The sequence below is a fragment of the uncultured Vibrio sp. genome (assembly GCF_947488985.1).
Classification (GTDB): domain Bacteria; phylum Pseudomonadota; class Gammaproteobacteria; order Enterobacterales; family Vibrionaceae; genus Vibrio.
Genome location: NZ_CANLBV010000001.1, coordinates 47,547 through 63,446, shown reverse-complemented (window position 1 = coordinate 63,446; position 15,900 = coordinate 47,547). Strand labels below are relative to the sequence as shown.

The window sequence follows — 15,900 nt, the reverse complement described above, 5'->3', positions numbered from 1 at the left end:
AAAATTCCTTACACTAGAGGGCATTAATTTTAACTCAAGCCTTGAAAACTCTACGCTCAAGTACAATATCAATGGTACTAGATTTATCTCAGTATCCTTGGTTAGTAACTGAAGACTAGTTCATAACTAGTAGAGACTGACGGCATTTAAAATAGATCGCGGACGATCTGAGAACGAAGAGATTCCAAGCACATGATTACTAAGCTGCTGACAAAGGTAATTGGCAGTCGCAATGACAGAACACTGCGCCGCCTTAGAAAAATTGTAAAAGAAATTAATAACTACGAACCAACATTTGAAGCACTTTCAGACGAAGAGCTAAAAGCAAAAACGGTTGAGTTTCGTGAGCGCTTAGATAAAGGTGAATCGCTAGATCAACTTCTACCTGAAGCATTTGCTACGGTACGTGAAGCGTCTAAGCGTGTTTACGGCATGCGCCACTTTGACGTACAAATGATTGGCGGTATGGTACTAAATGCTGGCCAAATTGCAGAAATGCGCACAGGTGAGGGTAAGACTCTTACTGCAACCCTACCTGCTTATCTTAACGCCCTGCCAAGCAAAGGGGTTCACGTTGTCACCGTGAACGACTACCTAGCGAAGCGTGATGCGGAAACAAACCGACCACTGTTTGAATTCCTTGGCATGACGGTTGGCGTGAACGTGCCAAACATGGCTCCACCAGAGAAAAAAGCAGCGTATCAAGCGGATATTCTTTACGGGACAAACAACGAGTTTGGCTTCGATTACCTGCGTGACAACATGGCTTTCCGTGCTGAAGAGCGAGTTCAACGTGAACGCTTCTTTGCTGTTGTCGATGAGGTTGACTCCATCTTAATCGATGAAGCGCGTACGCCACTTATCATTTCTGGTCCTGCAGAAGACAGTTCAGATCTTTACACGCGTATCAATACGTTGATCCCTTCTCTAGAGCGTCAAGATAAAGAAGATTCAGAAGAGTACCGTGGTGAAGGTCACTACACCATGGACGAAAAATCGAAGCAGGTTCACCTCACTGAAACCGGTCAAGAGTTTGTCGAAGAGCTGATGGTGAAAAACGGTCTGATGGAAGAGGGGGACACACTTTATTCTCCAACCAATATCAGCCTATTGCACCACGTTAATGCTGCGCTTCGTGCGCACGTATTGTTTGAGAAGAACGTTGACTACATCGTGACTGAAGAGGGCGAAGTCGTTATCGTTGATGAACATACTGGTCGTACAATGCCAGGTCGTCGTTGGTCTGAAGGTTTACACCAAGCGGTTGAAGCGAAAGAAGGTGTGAAGATTCAAAATGAAAACCAGACGCTAGCATCGATTACCTTCCAGAACTTCTTCCGTCTGTACGAAAAACTATCAGGTATGACAGGTACCGCTGATACTGAAGCTTTCGAGTTCCAGTCGATCTACGGCCTAGAAACAGTGGTTATTCCAACCAACAAGCCTATGGTTCGTAACGATATGCCTGATGTGGTTTATCGTACTGAAGAGGACAAATTCAATGCGATCATTGAAGACATCAAAGACCGTGTTGCTGCGGGGCAGCCATCATTGGTTGGTACGGTGTCTATTGAGAAATCGGAATTGCTATCGAATGCATTGAAAAAAGCAAAGGTTAAGCACAGCGTTCTAAACGCGAAATTCCACGAACAAGAAGCGGAAATTGTTGCACAAGCGGGTACGCCAGGTGCGGTCACGATTGCGACTAACATGGCAGGTCGTGGTACCGACATCGTGTTAGGTGGTAGCTGGCAGGCACAAGTTGAGAAGCTAGCGAACCCAACGCAAGAGCAGATCGAGAAGATTAAGGCCGACTGGAAAGTGGTCCACGATACCGTACTTGAGTCAGGTGGTTTGCACATCATTGGTACTGAACGCCATGAATCTCGTCGTATTGATAACCAGCTACGTGGTCGTTCTGGTCGTCAAGGTGATGCGGGTTCTTCTCGTTTCTACCTATCGATGGAGGACTCTCTACTGCGAATCTTCACATCGGATCGTATGGCGGGTCTTATCCAAAGTGGTATGGACGAAGGCGAAGCGATCGAATCTAAGATGCTATCGCGTTCAATTGAAAAAGCACAACGTAAGGTTGAAGGGCGTAACTTCGATATTCGTAAGCAGCTTCTAGAGTACGATGATGTAGCCAATGACCAACGTAAAGTGGTTTATGAGCTCCGTGACGAACTGATGAGTTCAGACGACATCAGCGAAATGATTGAACACAACCGTGAAGACGTGTTTACTTCGGTTATCGATGAGTACATTGCACCTCAATCACTTGAAGACATGTGGGATATCGCTGGTCTACAAACTCGCCTGAAGAATGACTTCGATCTAGACTTTGATATTCAAGGTTGGTTAGACGAAGACGATAAGCTTTACGAAGAAGCTTTGCGTGAACGTATCCTAAGCATGGCTATCGATGCTTATAAGCAGAAAGAAGAAGTGGTTGGTGTTCAAGTACTGCGTAACTTCGAGAAATCTGTGATGCTACAAACGCTAGATGGCCTGTGGAAAGAGCACTTGGCGGCGATGGATCACCTTCGTCAAGGTATTCACCTACGCGGTTACGCTCAGAAGAACCCGAAACAAGAGTACAAGCGCGAGTCGTTTGAACTGTTTGAAGGCCTACTAGATGTACTGAAATCAGACGTGATTACCATCCTTTCTAAAGTTCGTGTTCAGCAACAAGAAGAAGTAGAAAAGATGGAAGCTCAGCGTCAAGCTCAAGCTGAAGAGGCTGCTCGTCGTGCGCAAGCACAACATGCAAACGCTGAAAATCAGTTGGGTGATGATGAAGCAGAAGCGGCTTCTCCACAAACGGTCGTGCGTGATGATCGCAAAGTGGGTCGTAACGAACCTTGCCCATGTGGCAGTGGTAAGAAGTACAAACAGTGTCACGGTAAAATTAACTAAGTTTGGTGAATCGTTGCTGTAACAGATGATAGCTATAACGGATGATTGCAGTGTCGGAGGTACTCACTTACTAACGTAAGCTCAGTGCTTCCTCCTCGCACTCACCACGTCACAGCTTAGCTTCACAAAACTTAATGATAAAAAAAGAGTCGCTTAGGCGGCTCTTTTTATATGTGAATTTGATGGCTTACCTTTTGACGAGAGAGGCGGTCGTCATTCCCTATAGCGAGGAACGAGTCTTGGTTGAGTGGGCTAACAGTTATAGAAAGGAACACTATCAATGAAAAGAATCCATATTGTAGCGGGTATTATCTTCAATCAGGATAAGTCTCAGGTATTTATCACAAAGCGTCCAGACGACAAGCACAAAGGCGGTTTTTGGGAGTTTCCGGGTGGCAAGGTTGAAGCGGGTGAAACCATCGAGCAGGCAATGATCCGAGAACTCGATGAGGAAATCGGCATTACAGTGACTAAGCAGTCTCTGTTTGAGTACCTTGAGTTTGATTACAGTGATAAGTCACTTAAATTTGATTTTATGTTGGTGACTGACTTTGAACAGCAACCTTACGGCAAAGAAGGTCAGCAAGGTGAATGGGTAAGCCTAGACTCATTGAGTCAATACGCCTTCCCAGAAGCAAATGTGCCAATTTTAGAGCGGGTAGTAAAAGAGTTTTCGTAATTACTAGCCTGGGTTTGAGATTGTTGTTAATTTAAAGAGATTAATCGAATGAACGTTGCTGCAAGATAAAAGTGGCAACGCTAACCAAAAATGGAGATATTCGCAGTGGTAAGAATTGCAATTGCAGGAGCAGCGGGCCGTATGGGGCGCAACTTGGTGAAAGCTGCTCATTATAATTCACAAGCAAGTGTTGGCGCTGGTTCAGAACGTCCAGAGTCCTCTTTGGTCGGCGTTGATGTGGGCGAATTATGCGGTGAAGGTCGTTTTGATGTGGCTCTAGTCGATGACCTGTCTAAGGCTGTCGAAGAGTTTGACGTGATCGTCGATTTTACATCCCCTGTTAGCACGTTAGCGAATATTGAACTTTGTAAGCAATACGGTAAGAAACTGATCATCGGTACTACCGGGTTCTCTGAAGATGAGAAGTTGGTGATTGAGGCGGCTTCAAAAGAGATGCCTATCGTGATGGCCCCTAACTACAGTGTGGGGGTAAACCTAGTATTCAAGCTGTTAGAGAAAGCCGCCAAAGTGATGGGTGATTACAGTGATGTTGAGATCGTTGAGGCTCACCACCGTCATAAGGTCGACGCACCATCCGGCACAGCGATTGGTATGGGCGAAGCGATTGCAGGAGCAATGGGCAACGAGCTAAACGATGTTGCGGTATGGTCACGTGAAGGTATTACTGGCGAACGCACTAAAGACGAGATTGGTTTTGCGACGATTCGTGCTGGCGACATCATTGGTGAACACACGGCGATGTTTGCGGATATCGGTGAACGAGTCGAAATTACTCATAAAGCTACTGATCGTATGACTTTCGCCAACGGTGCTATCAAGGCTGCTGTTTGGCTAAATGATAAACCAGCCGGTTTTTATACCATGACCGATGTGCTTGGTTTGAATGAGCTGTAAATAGATATTTATGCGCTGGCCGTTGCCAGCGCCTTTTGCTTTTTAAGTCTTTTCCAAAGTCACTCCTTCTTTGTTGTCTTCCATTTGGTTACTCTATTCTTCTGTTTTTCTTCTATATTGCTGTTTGTTTTATTGGTTACAGTGATATTTTCGCCTTAGCTCTTCAAATTGTCATCTTTTCTCTTGGTATTTATCGATTGCGTTTTGTAGATGGTCGTATCTGTCGTCCTATTACGAGTAATAGTGAGCCTTTAAGGTTGGAAAATCGGAAAGTCCGGACTATTTCTGCATTAAAGTTGAACTTTTGAAGGTTTGGTGGTGTAAATCGATCTAGCCCTTACAAATGTTTAATTTCTTTTGCGTTAAATGTTGACACGTATCACGCAGATCACTAGAATACCGCCAATTTGTCTAATTTCCATAAACACGCAGTGTTTGGTGTTGCAGGAAGGTAGATTTGCAAATTAAATCAATTTTAATGCATTTTTATTTCTGGAGGTTGTCTTGAATAAGTCAGCACTACTTGTCCTAGAAGATGGGACAGTATTTCACGGTGAAGCCATTGGCGCTGTAGGTTCTGCAGTTGGTGAAGTCGTTTTTAATACCTCGATGACGGGGTACCAAGAAATCCTCACTGATCCTTCCTATTCTCAGCAAATCGTTACTCTTACATACCCTCACATTGGCAATACCGGAACCAATTCCGAAGATGAAGAATCTTCTTCAATCCACGCTCAAGGCCTTGTGATTCGCGATCTTCCTCTTATCGCTTCTAACTTCCGTAATGAACAATCTCTTTCTGATTACCTTAAGTCGCAAAACGTTGTTGGTATCGCTGATATCGATACTCGTAAACTGACGCGTATTCTTCGTGAAAAAGGCGCTCAGAACGGTTGTATCGTTGCTGGCTCTTCAGTAAACGATGGAAACCTTGACGAAGCGCTAGCTCTAGCGAAAGCAAAAGAATTCCCTGGCCTAAAAGGTATGGACCTTGCGAAAGAAGTTACAACAAAAGAAGCGTATCAATGGAAACAAGGTTCGTGGACGCTTACGGGTGGACTTCCTGAAGCGAAAGCAGACTCAGAATTGCCATACCACGTTGTTGCTTATGACTTCGGTGCAAAACGAAACATCCTACGAATGCTCGTTGACCGCGGCTGCCGCCTAACTGTTGTTCCAGCTGAAACTTCTGCTGAAGAAGTGCTTGCGCTGAACCCTGACGGCGTATTCCTTTCAAATGGCCCTGGTGACCCAGAACCATGTACTTACGCAATTGAAGCAACAAAAGTGTTCCTAGAAAAAGGCTTACCAATCTTTGGTATCTGTCTAGGTCACCAGATTCTTGCTCTTGCGTCAGGCGCTAAGACAGTGAAGATGAAGTTTGGTCACCACGGTGCAAACCACCCAGTTAAAGACTTAGATCGTGATGTCGTGATGATTACTTCACAAAACCACGGCTTTGCAGCTGACGAAGAAACGCTTCCTGAAAACCTACGTGCGACGCACAAATCACTATTTGATGGTTCTCTGCAAGGTATCCACCGCACAGACAAACCAGCATTTAGCTTCCAAGGTCACCCTGAAGCAAGCCCAGGTCCAGAAGACGCAGCGCCGTTATTCGACCACTTCATTGAACTAATTAAACAGCACAAAGCTTAATCCGGAGTAGTAGACAATGCCAAAACGTACTGACATTAAAAGTATTCTTATTCTAGGTGCTGGCCCGATCGTTATCGGCCAAGCATGTGAGTTCGATTACTCTGGTGCTCAAGCTTGTAAAGCGCTTCGCGAAGAAGGTTACCGAGTTATTCTTGTAAACTCGAACCCAGCGACTATTATGACTGACCCAGATATGGCGGATGCAACTTACATCGAGCCTATCCAATGGGAAGTTGTACGCAACATCATCGCGAAAGAGAAGCCAGATGCGGTTCTACCTACTATGGGTGGCCAAACTGCATTGAACTGTGCTCTAGACCTAGAAAAGCACGGTGTTCTTGAAGAGTTCGGTGTTGAAATGATTGGTGCAACGGCTGACGCTATTGATAAAGCAGAAGACCGTTCACGCTTCGATAAAGCAATGAAAGCAATTGGCCTTGAGTGCCCAACTGCTGATACAGCGAAAACCATGGAAGAAGCTTACAAAGTTTTAGACATGGTTGGCTTCCCTTGTATCATTCGTCCATCGTTCACGATGGGTGGTACTGGTGGCGGTATCGCTTACAACAAAGAAGAATTTGAAGAAATCTGTCGTCGTGGTTTGGACTTATCTCCAACTAACGAACTTCTTATCGATGAATCACTTATCGGTTGGAAAGAGTACGAGATGGAAGTGGTTCGTGACAAAAACGACAACTGCATCATCGTATGTGCGATTGAAAACTTCGACCCAATGGGTATTCACACAGGTGACTCAATCACTGTGGCTCCAGCTCAAACGCTGACAGACAAAGAATACCAACTAATGCGTAACGCATCTCTAGCAGTACTGCGTGAGATTGGTGTTGAAACTGGTGGTTCAAACGTACAGTTTGGTATCAACCCGAAAGATGGCCGTATGGTTATCATCGAGATGAACCCACGTGTATCTCGCTCTTCTGCACTAGCATCTAAAGCAACAGGTTTCCCAATCGCTAAGATTGCAGCGAAACTGGCTGTTGGCTTCACGCTAGACGAGCTAATGAATGACATCACTGGCGGCGCAACGCCAGCATCATTCGAACCAACAATCGACTACGTAGTAACTAAGATTCCTCGTTTTAACTTCGAGAAATTTGCAGGTGCTAACGACCGTCTAACGACGCAAATGAAGTCTGTTGGTGAAGTTATGGCTATCGGCCGTAACCAACAAGAATCTCTACAAAAAGCACTTCGTGGCCTAGAAGTTGGCGCGACTGGTTTTGACGAAATGGTAGACTTAGACGCACCTGATGCGCTAACGACTATCCGTCATGAACTTAAAGAAGCTGGCGCAGAGCGTATTTGGTACATCGCTGACGCATTCCGTGCTGGTATGTCGGTAGATGGTGTATTCAACCTAACGCAAATCGATCGCTGGTTCCTAGTTCAAATCGAAGACATCGTTAAGCTAGAGCAAGAACTGAAAGCGAAAGGCTTTGCTGGTCTTAACAAAGACGAGCTAAACAAGCTTAAGCGCAAAGGTTTTGCTGATGCACGCCTATCTAAGATTCTAGGTGTAGCAGAAAGCGAAATCCGTCGTCTGCGTGACCAATACGATATCCACCCAGTGTACAAGCGTGTAGATACGTGTGCGGCAGAGTTCTCTTCAGATACGGCTTACATGTACTCATCTTACGATGACGAGTGTGAAGCGAACCCAACAGACAAAGACAAGATCATGATTCTAGGCGGCGGTCCAAACCGTATCGGCCAAGGTATTGAATTTGACTACTGTTGTGTACACGCATCACTAGCACTACGTGAAGATGGCTACGAAACTATCATGGTTAACTGTAACCCTGAGACAGTTTCTACAGACTACGATACATCTGACCGTCTGTACTTCGAACCAGTAACACTGGAAGACGTACTAGCAATCGCTCGTGTTGAGAAGCCAAAAGGCGTTATCGTTCAGTACGGTGGTCAAACACCACTTAAACTGGCTCGTGCTCTTGAAGCTGCTGGTGTACCAATCATCGGTACTAGCCCAGACGCAATCGACCGTGCAGAAGACCGTGAGCGTTTCCAAGTTGCGGTAGACCGTCTAGGCCTACTTCAGCCAGAAAACGCAACAGTAACAACAATGGAGCAAGCGGTTGAGAAATCTCGCGAAATCGGCTTCCCACTTGTTGTACGCCCTTCTTACGTACTTGGTGGTCGTGCGATGGAAATCGTATACGACGAGCAAGATTTACGTCGCTACTTCAACGAAGCAGTTAGCGTATCAAACGAATCTCCAGTACTACTTGATAGCTTCCTAGACGACGCTGTTGAAGTAGACGTAGATGCGATTTGTGATGGTGAGCGCGTTGTTATCGGCGGTATCATGGAGCATATCGAGCAAGCGGGTGTTCACTCAGGTGACTCAGCATGTTCTCTTCCTGCATACACGCTAAGCCAAGAAATCCAAGACGTAATGCGCGAGCAAGTTGAAAAGCTAGCGTTCGAGTTGGGTGTTCGTGGTCTGATGAACACGCAGTTTGCTGTTAAGAACAATGAAGTGTACCTAATCGAGGTGAACCCTCGTGCAGCACGTACGGTTCCATTCGTATCTAAAGCAACGGGCGCGCCAATCGCTAAGATTGCAGCTCGTGTAATGGCGGGTCAATCGCTAGAGTCTCAAGGCTTTACGAAAGAAATCATCCCACCTTACTACTCAGTGAAAGAAGTTGTACTTCCATTCAACAAGTTCCCTGGTGTTGACCCACTGTTAGGCCCAGAAATGCGCTCTACTGGTGAAGTTATGGGTGTTGGTGCGACGTTCGCAGAAGCATACTCTAAAGCTGAATTGGGTTGTGGCAACATCTACCCAGAAGGCGGCCGTGCACTTCTTTCTGTTCGCGAAGGCGATAAAGAGCGTGTTGTTGACCTAGCATCTAAGCTATCTAAGCTTGGTTACCAGCTAGACGCAACACACGGTACGGCGGTTATCCTTGGCGAAGCGGGTATCAACCCACGTCTAGTAAACAAGGTACACGAAGGTCGTCCTCACATTCTTGACCGTATCAAGAACAACGAGTACACGTACATCGTGAACACAGCTGCTGGTCGTCAAGCGATTGAAGATTCTAAAGTACTTCGTCGTGGCGCATTGGCTGAGAAAGTTAACTACACGACTACGCTAAACGCTGCATTCGCGACTTGTATGGCGCACACTGCAGACGCGAAGACGTCAGTAACCTCAGTTCAAGAACTGCACGCACAGGTTAAAGCTTCTCAAGCTTAATCGCCTAAAGTGTATCGCTGTTAAGCGGATATAAATGCTCAAAGCCCACTCTTCGGAGTGGGCTTTTTTATGCCTGTTATCTAGCATGAGTTAAATGATGAAAATCAGGAATAGGTTAGAATCTTGTGTTTCGTTGTTGATCGTTTGCTCAGGGTGGTAACTTGTCGCTACACGAGAATTTAAGGCGTTGGGTATATGGAAATCACTCTAGAAATATTGGCTATCTTGTTTGTTGTTGCAACTGCAGCAGGCTTTATTGATGCAATGGCTGGCGGAGGTGGGTTGTTGACTCTACCTGCATTGCTCGCGGCTGGAGTGCCACCCACGCAAGCACTGGCGACCAACAAACTCCAAAGCTCATTTGGCAGCTTCTCAGCGAGTTGGTATTTCGTGCGTAATGGTATCGTTAATATCAAGGAGATGCGCCTCGCTATCTTTTGCACTTTTATCGGTTCGGCTATTGGTGCGGAATTAGTGCAGTACATTGATGCGAGCCTTTTGACCAGCGTGATCCCACTGCTGCTTATCGCTATCTCTCTCTATTTCCTGTTAGCACCACAAACTAGAGCTTCTGAAGGCAAACAAAAGATCTCTGAGGCGATGTTTGCGCTATGTGTGGGTGGCGGTGTTGGTTTCTATGATGGTTTCTTTGGCCCAGGCACAGGCTCAATCTTCACGGTTTGTTTTGTAGCGATTGGTCATTTCTCATTAGTTGATGCTACAGCACGTACCAAAGTACTGAACTTCACCTCGAACATCGCTGCACTGATCTTCTTTATCTTGGCTGGCTTGCCAATTTGGGAATTGGGATTAGTGATGGCAGTTGGTGGCTTTATGGGAGCTCAGCTTGGCGCTAAAGTGGTGGTGACAAAAGGGCAGAAATGGATTCGCCCCCTTGTGATCGTAATGTCGATGCTGATGGCTTCTAAACTGCTTTGGGAACAGCATCAACAATGGATTCTATCAGTGTTCTAACTCTTGGAGACTGGTAGCTATTCGGTCTAACACAGACATGAATCGGTCGAATTAAGCCTGCTAATTCTGGAAAGCTATACAGGTATTGAGGCTCAATATTGAGTGTTTTTACGATAGAGAGTGGGATTAACGCTGGCCCAGTCCCGCCCAATGCAAGCTGCGCTGCTGCGGTGTAGGCATCCATCTCCATCAAGGGTTTTATGCCGAACTTTTCTAACACTGAGAGTTGATAAGAGTTGGCTGGGTTGGTCATATCGTTGGTAATGACCAATGGAGGAAGGGCCTTGAGTGGCTGCTTACTCACAATGTAAAATGGCTCATCAAACAGGTGGAAAGTCATCAATCCATGATGCGGTGGCAATAAGCCTGCGCACAATCCTAGAGTTGCTTTACCTGATTGCACTCGCTCTATGATTCTCGGCGTGTGGTTGGTGGTAATGGTGATGTATTTATCCTGCTGGATAAATTGCCCCATCATCTCACCTAAGTAGCCCGCTATCAGAGATTTAGAGCTGTCTAGGGTAATTAGAGTGGTATCTTCCAACTCTTGCTGTTCATAAATAAGACCACGAAGTTCATTGAACGTAGGGCCGATACTCTCGATCAATGCAACCGCATCTGGCGTCAGTTTTATCTGTCGGCCACTCGGCTCGATGAGCTTTTTACCTAGCTTCTTTTCTAAATTCGCAATCCGTTTGCTGACCGCTGATTGGCTGATATAAAGCAAACTGCCGGTACGGCTCATCGTCTTTGCTTTACTCAATACCAATAGAGTTTCGATTCCTTCGAGTAGCATTTAGTAATATTCATGAAAGTTGGGAATGATTGAATCAAGTTACCTGAAACGACAGTCATTCTCTAGTCTTGAGCTCATAGATATCACACAAGCTACGAACTTTGAACCAAGCTCGCGATGCGTTGACCAAAATAGAAAGCGGTTTTTAGGTCATTCGCATTAACGTTGTTGTTTGTTGAGTCCTCGTCGACACTGGCGACCAAGCCAATGCTCGAACCAGTACGATTCAAACCTAGGTCGTCGATGTGTTTAGATACATCAAGCCCCGCCCAAATCATGCCATGTTGGCAAGCTAGAGTGAAAAAGCTGAGTAGGGTTTGTTGTTGTTCTCCGTTTAGGCTGCCACCGGTGGTAAAGCCTGCAGCAAGTTTGTTCCTCCATGATTTCTTACCGTAGGTATCACTGGTCGCATCCATAAAGCTCTTAAACTGGGCTGCGGGTGACCCCATGTAAGTTGGCGCGCCAAAGACAATCGCATCACAGTGGTCTAATGCTGTGAGCTTATCGTCATTGTCATACCTTCCTTCAATGATTTCAGACGAGAGAACCTCGATGAGCAATGCCGAGCTAGGCAGTTGAGAGTTTACGCCCTCTGCGAGCAGCTCTGTTACTTGCTTGGTTGCCCCACATTTAGAGAAGAAAACAATTCCAATTTTATTACTGCTCATCCTTAAACCCTCGTAGTTAGCATTAGTAAGTAAATGTCTTTATAAAGTAATTTGTTTACTAATATAGTATGGTAATTATATAAGTAAACTAAAAACATTATTAACTGGGTTGGGATTTGGAAACGAGCGAGGGACTTTGGAAAGTAAAATTTAGGAATTCGTATTTAATGACTGATGTTTATGAGTGAATTAGTAGGTGAAGTAGAATTAAAAAAGGCTCCTTACGGAGCCCTTTATCAATTGTGTAGCGCTAGCTTATTTGATGGCGAACGTCGGCAGTGATAAGTGCCAGCGAATAGCCCCAAGCCTAATCAGCAGTGTTGATAACACACCGGCTAAAAATGCGGTTTCCGAATCATGGCCCATAGTAATCGCCAACGTATGGAAACTGCCACCAATGATACAAGCGGTCGCGTAGACTTCACTTCTTAGTACCATCGGCACTTCTCTGGCAAGTACGTCACGGATAATACCGCCACCACAGCCAGTAAGAACTCCCATGATAATGGCGACTAATGGTGAGTCTTGATACATTAGTGCTTTTTCTACCCCAATACCCACGAATACCGCTAAGCCAATGGCATCACAAACAGGGAGGATCCACCAAGCTAAGCGCTTGGGGCGTCTTACGATGAGCATAGTCAGTAGGCAGGTAATGAGAATGACCCACAGGTAGGTGGTGTCGGTGATCCAAAATACGGGCGTCGCGCCCAGTGCCATGTCACGGATAGTACCGCCGCCAATCGCGGTGACACTGCCCAAAACGGCGACGCCAAAGGGATCCATTTTAAGACGGCCCGCAACAAATACGCCAGAGATAGCAAAGATGGCGGTGCCAAATAAATCGATAAAATAAAGCAGCATGGAGTCCATGATACTGGTGCTCTTATGGTTGAAATTGGTGGAATAGGTTGGTGGCGAATTGTACGTAAAAACGCAGTAAAAAGTTAGTAATTTTGCCTAGCTCTATCGAAGTAATCGCACACCTGTTGAATCGCTTTCAACGTTCTTGTTGTTGGGCGATTAATCCAGTCTGAGTTGAGTGCCCAAATCTGGTTTTGAGCGATAGCTGGGATCTCATCTTGCCACGTTTGCCACATGGTTCCATTCTCAATCGCGTGCTGAGAAGTGAAGATCACTTGCGGTTTCCTTAGTACAACTTGTTCAATGCCCACTTGTGGATATGGAGAGGCACTGTCTTCAAAAATATTGCGTCCCCCACAAAACTCAAACACCTCACTTGGCCAGTGCCCTTGAGCCACAGTGATGATCGGCTTCTCACTGAGTTGGTAGAAGTAGTTTACTGGCTCGGCATCTTTGTATTTTTTCCTTAGCGCGTTGAGCTGCTCCCTGTATTGCTGAGCGTTACTTTCGCCGATACTTGGAGCGCTGGCGTATTGGCTCAGTTGTTCAATATTGGTGGCAATACTGTCTAGGCTCTTGGTTTGTGAGTAGTAAATAGTAAAACCAAACTGCTCTAACTTCGCGAGCTCTCTGGGCGGGTTTCCTGCTGGCCATGCGAGTATTAGATCGGGCTGCAATGCGATGATCTTCTCAACCTTGATGCCTTGATAGTTGGCCACTTTTTCAAGCTGGTCGGCGTGTGGCGGGTAATCACTTCGCTCACTAACTGCAATCAAGTTTTCCCCCAAACCTGCGTTGTACGCAAGCTCCGTCGCGTGAGGAGCAAGGCTTATCACCCGTTGAGCGGGTTGCACTTTTTCTTGAGTCAGCGATGTTTCTTGTGCAAATGATAGAGACAGCCATAAGCTGGAAGACACAGCAGTAAGGCTGGTAACAAGTGCTGAAGGTTTCACTTTAAATCCCTTGGTGAATAAAGAGTAAGGCTAGGCTTTGTAACAATACCCAGATAGCGATGCGACCAAAAAGTAGCTTTTGAACCTGAGATAAATGCAGCGCTGATGGGGCGATTCTGCCGCCTAATTTTGCACGAATGGCTTTGGTGTTGTCATAAATCGCAGGGCCACCCAATGATAACTCCAGCTTGTTCCCTACGGCGGTAATTAACCATGCCGGGCCAGGTAGAGGCCAAGAGCGACTTTGAACGAGCATCATCTTAAATGTATGAGACGCTTTATCACCACAGACGATCATTAAGGCAAATAAGCGCATTGGTATAAATTCTAGGGTAGCGACAATCTTGATTGCCGTTGAGCCAAAAGGAGAGAACTGCTTGCGGCTTGGTGACCAAGCTCGAGCTAACTCGACAATCAGGCGATACATCAAAGCGGCGATACCACCACCGATGGCGAACCAGAACAGTACACAAACCACGTTGCGAGCGTAACCCATGATGATGGTTTCTGTGGCGGCTTTGCCTAAACCAAGTGATGAAAGTGATTCGGTCTGACGATTGACAATTGGAGCCAGTAACTGACGAGCGGCAGCTTTATCTTCTCGACCAAGTGCCTTGATCAACTGATTAGCCAGCTTTTCATTATTACGCCAATCAATTGCGAGTAATAGCAGTGCTAACTCAAACAGCTGAGATTGCCAAACCAAAGGTTGCAAGGCCAACAGAATAATCAGAGTTGGCAGCACCATTAATCCCCAGGCTAATGTGCCCGAGATTAAGCTTTGAGAATAGTTTTGGTTGTTATTAACCTTGCTTGCTAAAAGCTCAGCAAACTTATGCCATAAGGTCGTGGGGTGTGCGGCATGAGGGATAGGTAAAATTAAATGAAAAAGCAGTGCTCCCCACATTACAAGGAGCACGCCATTTGCAAATACCTGATCAAACAGTGTTTGCATGTCTAGTCGCTTATTTTAGTAGGGCAACCATTTTGATAACCATTTCAGAAGAGCTTTGTGCTGCTAGCGGCAGGAACTCTTCGAAGCTCATTGGTGATTCTTTGTCTGCAACGTCAGAGATTGCACGTACAACCACGAATGGAACTTGGAATTGGTGACAAGCTTGAGCAATCGCAGAAGCTTCCATCTCTACAGCAACCACTGATGGGAAGTGCTTACGGATGAACTCTTGGCGTTCAGTTGTACATACAAATGCGTCGCCAGTACAGATAAGGCCGCGAACCGCGTGCTTATCTTCCATTTGAGATAGCGCTTGTTCAGCAACTTGCATCAGCTTGTCGTCAGCTTTGAATGCTGCAGGTTGACCTGCCATTTGACCGATTTCGTAACCGAAAGCCGTAACGTCTGCATCGTGGTGACGAACTTCAGTCGAGATAACGACATCGCCAAGGTTCAGTGTTGAATCAAAACCGCCAGCAGAACCAGTGTTTAGAACGACATCTGGTTGGTACTCACTTAGTAGGATTGAAGTACCAACTGCTGCAGCTACTTTACCAATGCCAGATTGAAGCAAAACAACGTCAACACCATTTAGCTGACCAGAGAAAAAGGTACAACCGCCTTTATTAACTTCAGTAATGTCTGAAATTGCTGCTTTTAGGATCGCAACTTCTTGCTCCATTGCGCCAATGATGCCGATTTTCATGTGTAGTCTCTTAATAAAAATATTTAAACAGTAGAGCGAAATTGTAGCATGGAAGAGAAGTGTCGAGCGACAGCCCTGAGGCACTTCTCATCCGAATACAGACGATTTATCTGCGTATTCTTTTATCTATTTGATTAGGCCTTCGCTTTTTAGGCTTGCGCGAAGTTGTTCAGCACGTTTACGGTTCACACCAAAATCAGAATGGCCAGTACGAGACTCAGAACGCACGATCAGTTTGTCATCGGTGATTTTAAGTTCTAAGTCATCGACAAAGCGCATGATGCGAGAGGTACATTCAACACGCAGGTAATCATCGGTTTTGTTGGCCGTTTTCGCGCCCGGCAAGGTCAGAGCTACTTGCTCAATGGCATCAAGGCTTGCTGAATCTGATAACTCAAACGCGGCCAATGTATGCTGCTCACGGTCATCTTGAGTTGATACGCAGTTTGGTTTGTCTCCACAAGGTGATGAAGTTCTGTCTTTCATGTCCGTGATTCCTTGGCTGCAAGCGGTTAACGTTAAAAGTGATAGCGAGAGGAGAGCGGTTTTTTTCATAGTGTTTCC

At 45.8% G+C, this 15,900-nt stretch carries 13 protein-coding genes; 6 read left to right on the top strand and 7 right to left on the bottom strand.

Translation table 11 applies throughout. The features are described from left to right. The first annotated feature begins 192 nt into the window (after positions 1-192). From secA to Q1A70_RS00210, 6 genes are all read left to right on the top strand, one after another. The gene (gene secA, locus Q1A70_RS00235; RefSeq protein WP_299685378.1) at positions 193-2,919 is read left to right on the top strand and encodes a preprotein translocase subunit SecA; all 2,727 of its coding nucleotides are present in this window, start codon (positions 193-195) and stop codon (positions 2,917-2,919) included. 280 nt (positions 2,920-3,199) lie between these two features. After that, positions 3,200-3,598 (top strand): 8-oxo-dGTP diphosphatase MutT, encoded by a 399-nt coding sequence (gene mutT / locus Q1A70_RS00230; protein WP_299685381.1) that lies wholly within the window; start codon positions 3,200-3,202, stop codon positions 3,596-3,598. Positions 3,599-3,688: 90 nt separating this feature from the next. Further along, positions 3,689-4,513, top strand: a complete 825-nt coding sequence (gene dapB / locus Q1A70_RS00225; protein WP_299685384.1) for a 4-hydroxy-tetrahydrodipicolinate reductase — start codon at positions 3,689-3,691, stop codon at positions 4,511-4,513. Positions 4,514-5,017: 504 nt separating this feature from the next. Beyond that, entirely contained in the window at positions 5,018-6,172 is a 1,155-nt protein-coding gene (gene carA, locus Q1A70_RS00220) for a glutamine-hydrolyzing carbamoyl-phosphate synthase small subunit (RefSeq protein ID WP_299685387.1), read from the top strand. 16 nt (positions 6,173-6,188) lie between these two features. Then, a complete protein-coding gene (gene carB, locus Q1A70_RS00215; RefSeq protein WP_061019048.1) occupies positions 6,189-9,419 on the top strand; it encodes a carbamoyl-phosphate synthase large subunit in 3,231 nt (1,076 codons plus the stop codon). A gap of 195 nt (positions 9,420-9,614) precedes the next feature. Then, a complete protein-coding gene (locus Q1A70_RS00210) occupies positions 9,615-10,394 on the top strand; it encodes a TSUP family transporter (RefSeq protein WP_299685391.1) in 780 nt (259 codons plus the stop codon). Here the strand turns inward: Q1A70_RS00210 and Q1A70_RS00205 are convergent. From Q1A70_RS00205 to Q1A70_RS00175, 7 genes are all read right to left on the bottom strand, one after another. Continuing rightward, positions 10,345-11,190: a LysR family transcriptional regulator gene (locus tag Q1A70_RS00205; RefSeq protein ID WP_299685394.1), complete on the bottom strand. Its 846-nt coding sequence runs from the start codon at positions 11,188-11,190 to the stop codon at positions 10,345-10,347. The two genes, Q1A70_RS00210 and Q1A70_RS00205, sit on opposite strands and share 50 nt — an antisense overlap. A gap of 92 nt (positions 11,191-11,282) precedes the next feature. Continuing rightward, complete coding sequence (locus tag Q1A70_RS00200) at positions 11,283-11,858, bottom strand: flavodoxin family protein (protein ID WP_299685397.1); 576 nt, start codon at positions 11,856-11,858, stop codon at positions 11,283-11,285. Between the two features lie 255 nt (positions 11,859-12,113). Continuing rightward, positions 12,114-12,731: a TRIC cation channel family protein gene (locus Q1A70_RS00195; RefSeq protein WP_299685399.1), complete on the bottom strand. Its 618-nt coding sequence runs from the start codon at positions 12,729-12,731 to the stop codon at positions 12,114-12,116. Between the two features lie 74 nt (positions 12,732-12,805). Continuing rightward, positions 12,806-13,675 carry a vitamin B12 ABC transporter substrate-binding protein BtuF gene (btuF, locus tag Q1A70_RS00190; RefSeq protein WP_299685402.1) on the bottom strand — a complete coding sequence of 290 codons (870 nt, stop codon included), beginning with the start codon at positions 13,673-13,675 and terminating at the stop codon, positions 12,806-12,808. Between the two features lies 1 nt (position 13,676). Beyond that, the gene (locus tag Q1A70_RS00185) at positions 13,677-14,630 is read right to left on the bottom strand and encodes a cobalamin biosynthesis family protein (protein ID WP_299685405.1); all 954 of its coding nucleotides are present in this window, start codon (positions 14,628-14,630) and stop codon (positions 13,677-13,679) included. A gap of 10 nt (positions 14,631-14,640) precedes the next feature. Then, entirely contained in the window at positions 14,641-15,336 is a 696-nt protein-coding gene (gene mtnN, locus Q1A70_RS00180; RefSeq protein ID WP_299685408.1) for a 5'-methylthioadenosine/S-adenosylhomocysteine nucleosidase, read from the bottom strand. 126 nt (positions 15,337-15,462) lie between these two features. After that, on the bottom strand, positions 15,463-15,891 hold the full coding sequence (locus Q1A70_RS00175; protein ID WP_299685411.1) for a DUF1499 domain-containing protein: 429 nt from the start codon (positions 15,889-15,891) through the stop codon (positions 15,463-15,465). Positions 15,892-15,900: the final 9 nt, after the last annotated feature.

What these genes read in the sequence shown, in the direction of transcription:
- secA (WP_299685378.1), top strand. Translation starts at nt 193, where the DNA reads ATGATTACTAAGCTGCTGACAAAGGTAATTGGCAGTCGCAATGACAGA.
- mutT (WP_299685381.1), top strand. Translation starts at nt 3,200, where the DNA reads ATGAAAAGAATCCATATTGTAGCGGGTATTATCTTCAATCAGGATAAG.
- dapB (WP_299685384.1), top strand. Translation starts at nt 3,689, where the DNA reads ATGGAGATATTCGCAGTGGTAAGAATTGCAATTGCAGGAGCAGCGGGC.
- carB (WP_061019048.1), top strand. Translation starts at nt 6,189, where the DNA reads ATGCCAAAACGTACTGACATTAAAAGTATTCTTATTCTAGGTGCTGGC.
- Q1A70_RS00210 (WP_299685391.1), top strand. Translation starts at nt 9,615, where the DNA reads ATGGAAATCACTCTAGAAATATTGGCTATCTTGTTTGTTGTTGCAACT.
- Q1A70_RS00205 (WP_299685394.1), bottom strand. Translation starts at nt 11,190, where the DNA reads ATGCTACTCGAAGGAATCGAAACTCTATTGGTATTGAGTAAAGCAAAG.
- Q1A70_RS00200 (WP_299685397.1), bottom strand. Translation starts at nt 11,858, where the DNA reads ATGAGCAGTAATAAAATTGGAATTGTTTTCTTCTCTAAATGTGGGGCA.
- Q1A70_RS00195 (WP_299685399.1), bottom strand. Translation starts at nt 12,731, where the DNA reads ATGGACTCCATGCTGCTTTATTTTATCGATTTATTTGGCACCGCCATC.
- Q1A70_RS00185 (WP_299685405.1), bottom strand. Translation starts at nt 14,630, where the DNA reads ATGCAAACACTGTTTGATCAGGTATTTGCAAATGGCGTGCTCCTTGTA.
- mtnN (WP_299685408.1), bottom strand. Translation starts at nt 15,336, where the DNA reads ATGAAAATCGGCATCATTGGCGCAATGGAGCAAGAAGTTGCGATCCTA.
- Q1A70_RS00175 (WP_299685411.1), bottom strand. Translation starts at nt 15,891, where the DNA reads ATGAAAAAAACCGCTCTCCTCTCGCTATCACTTTTAACGTTAACCGCT.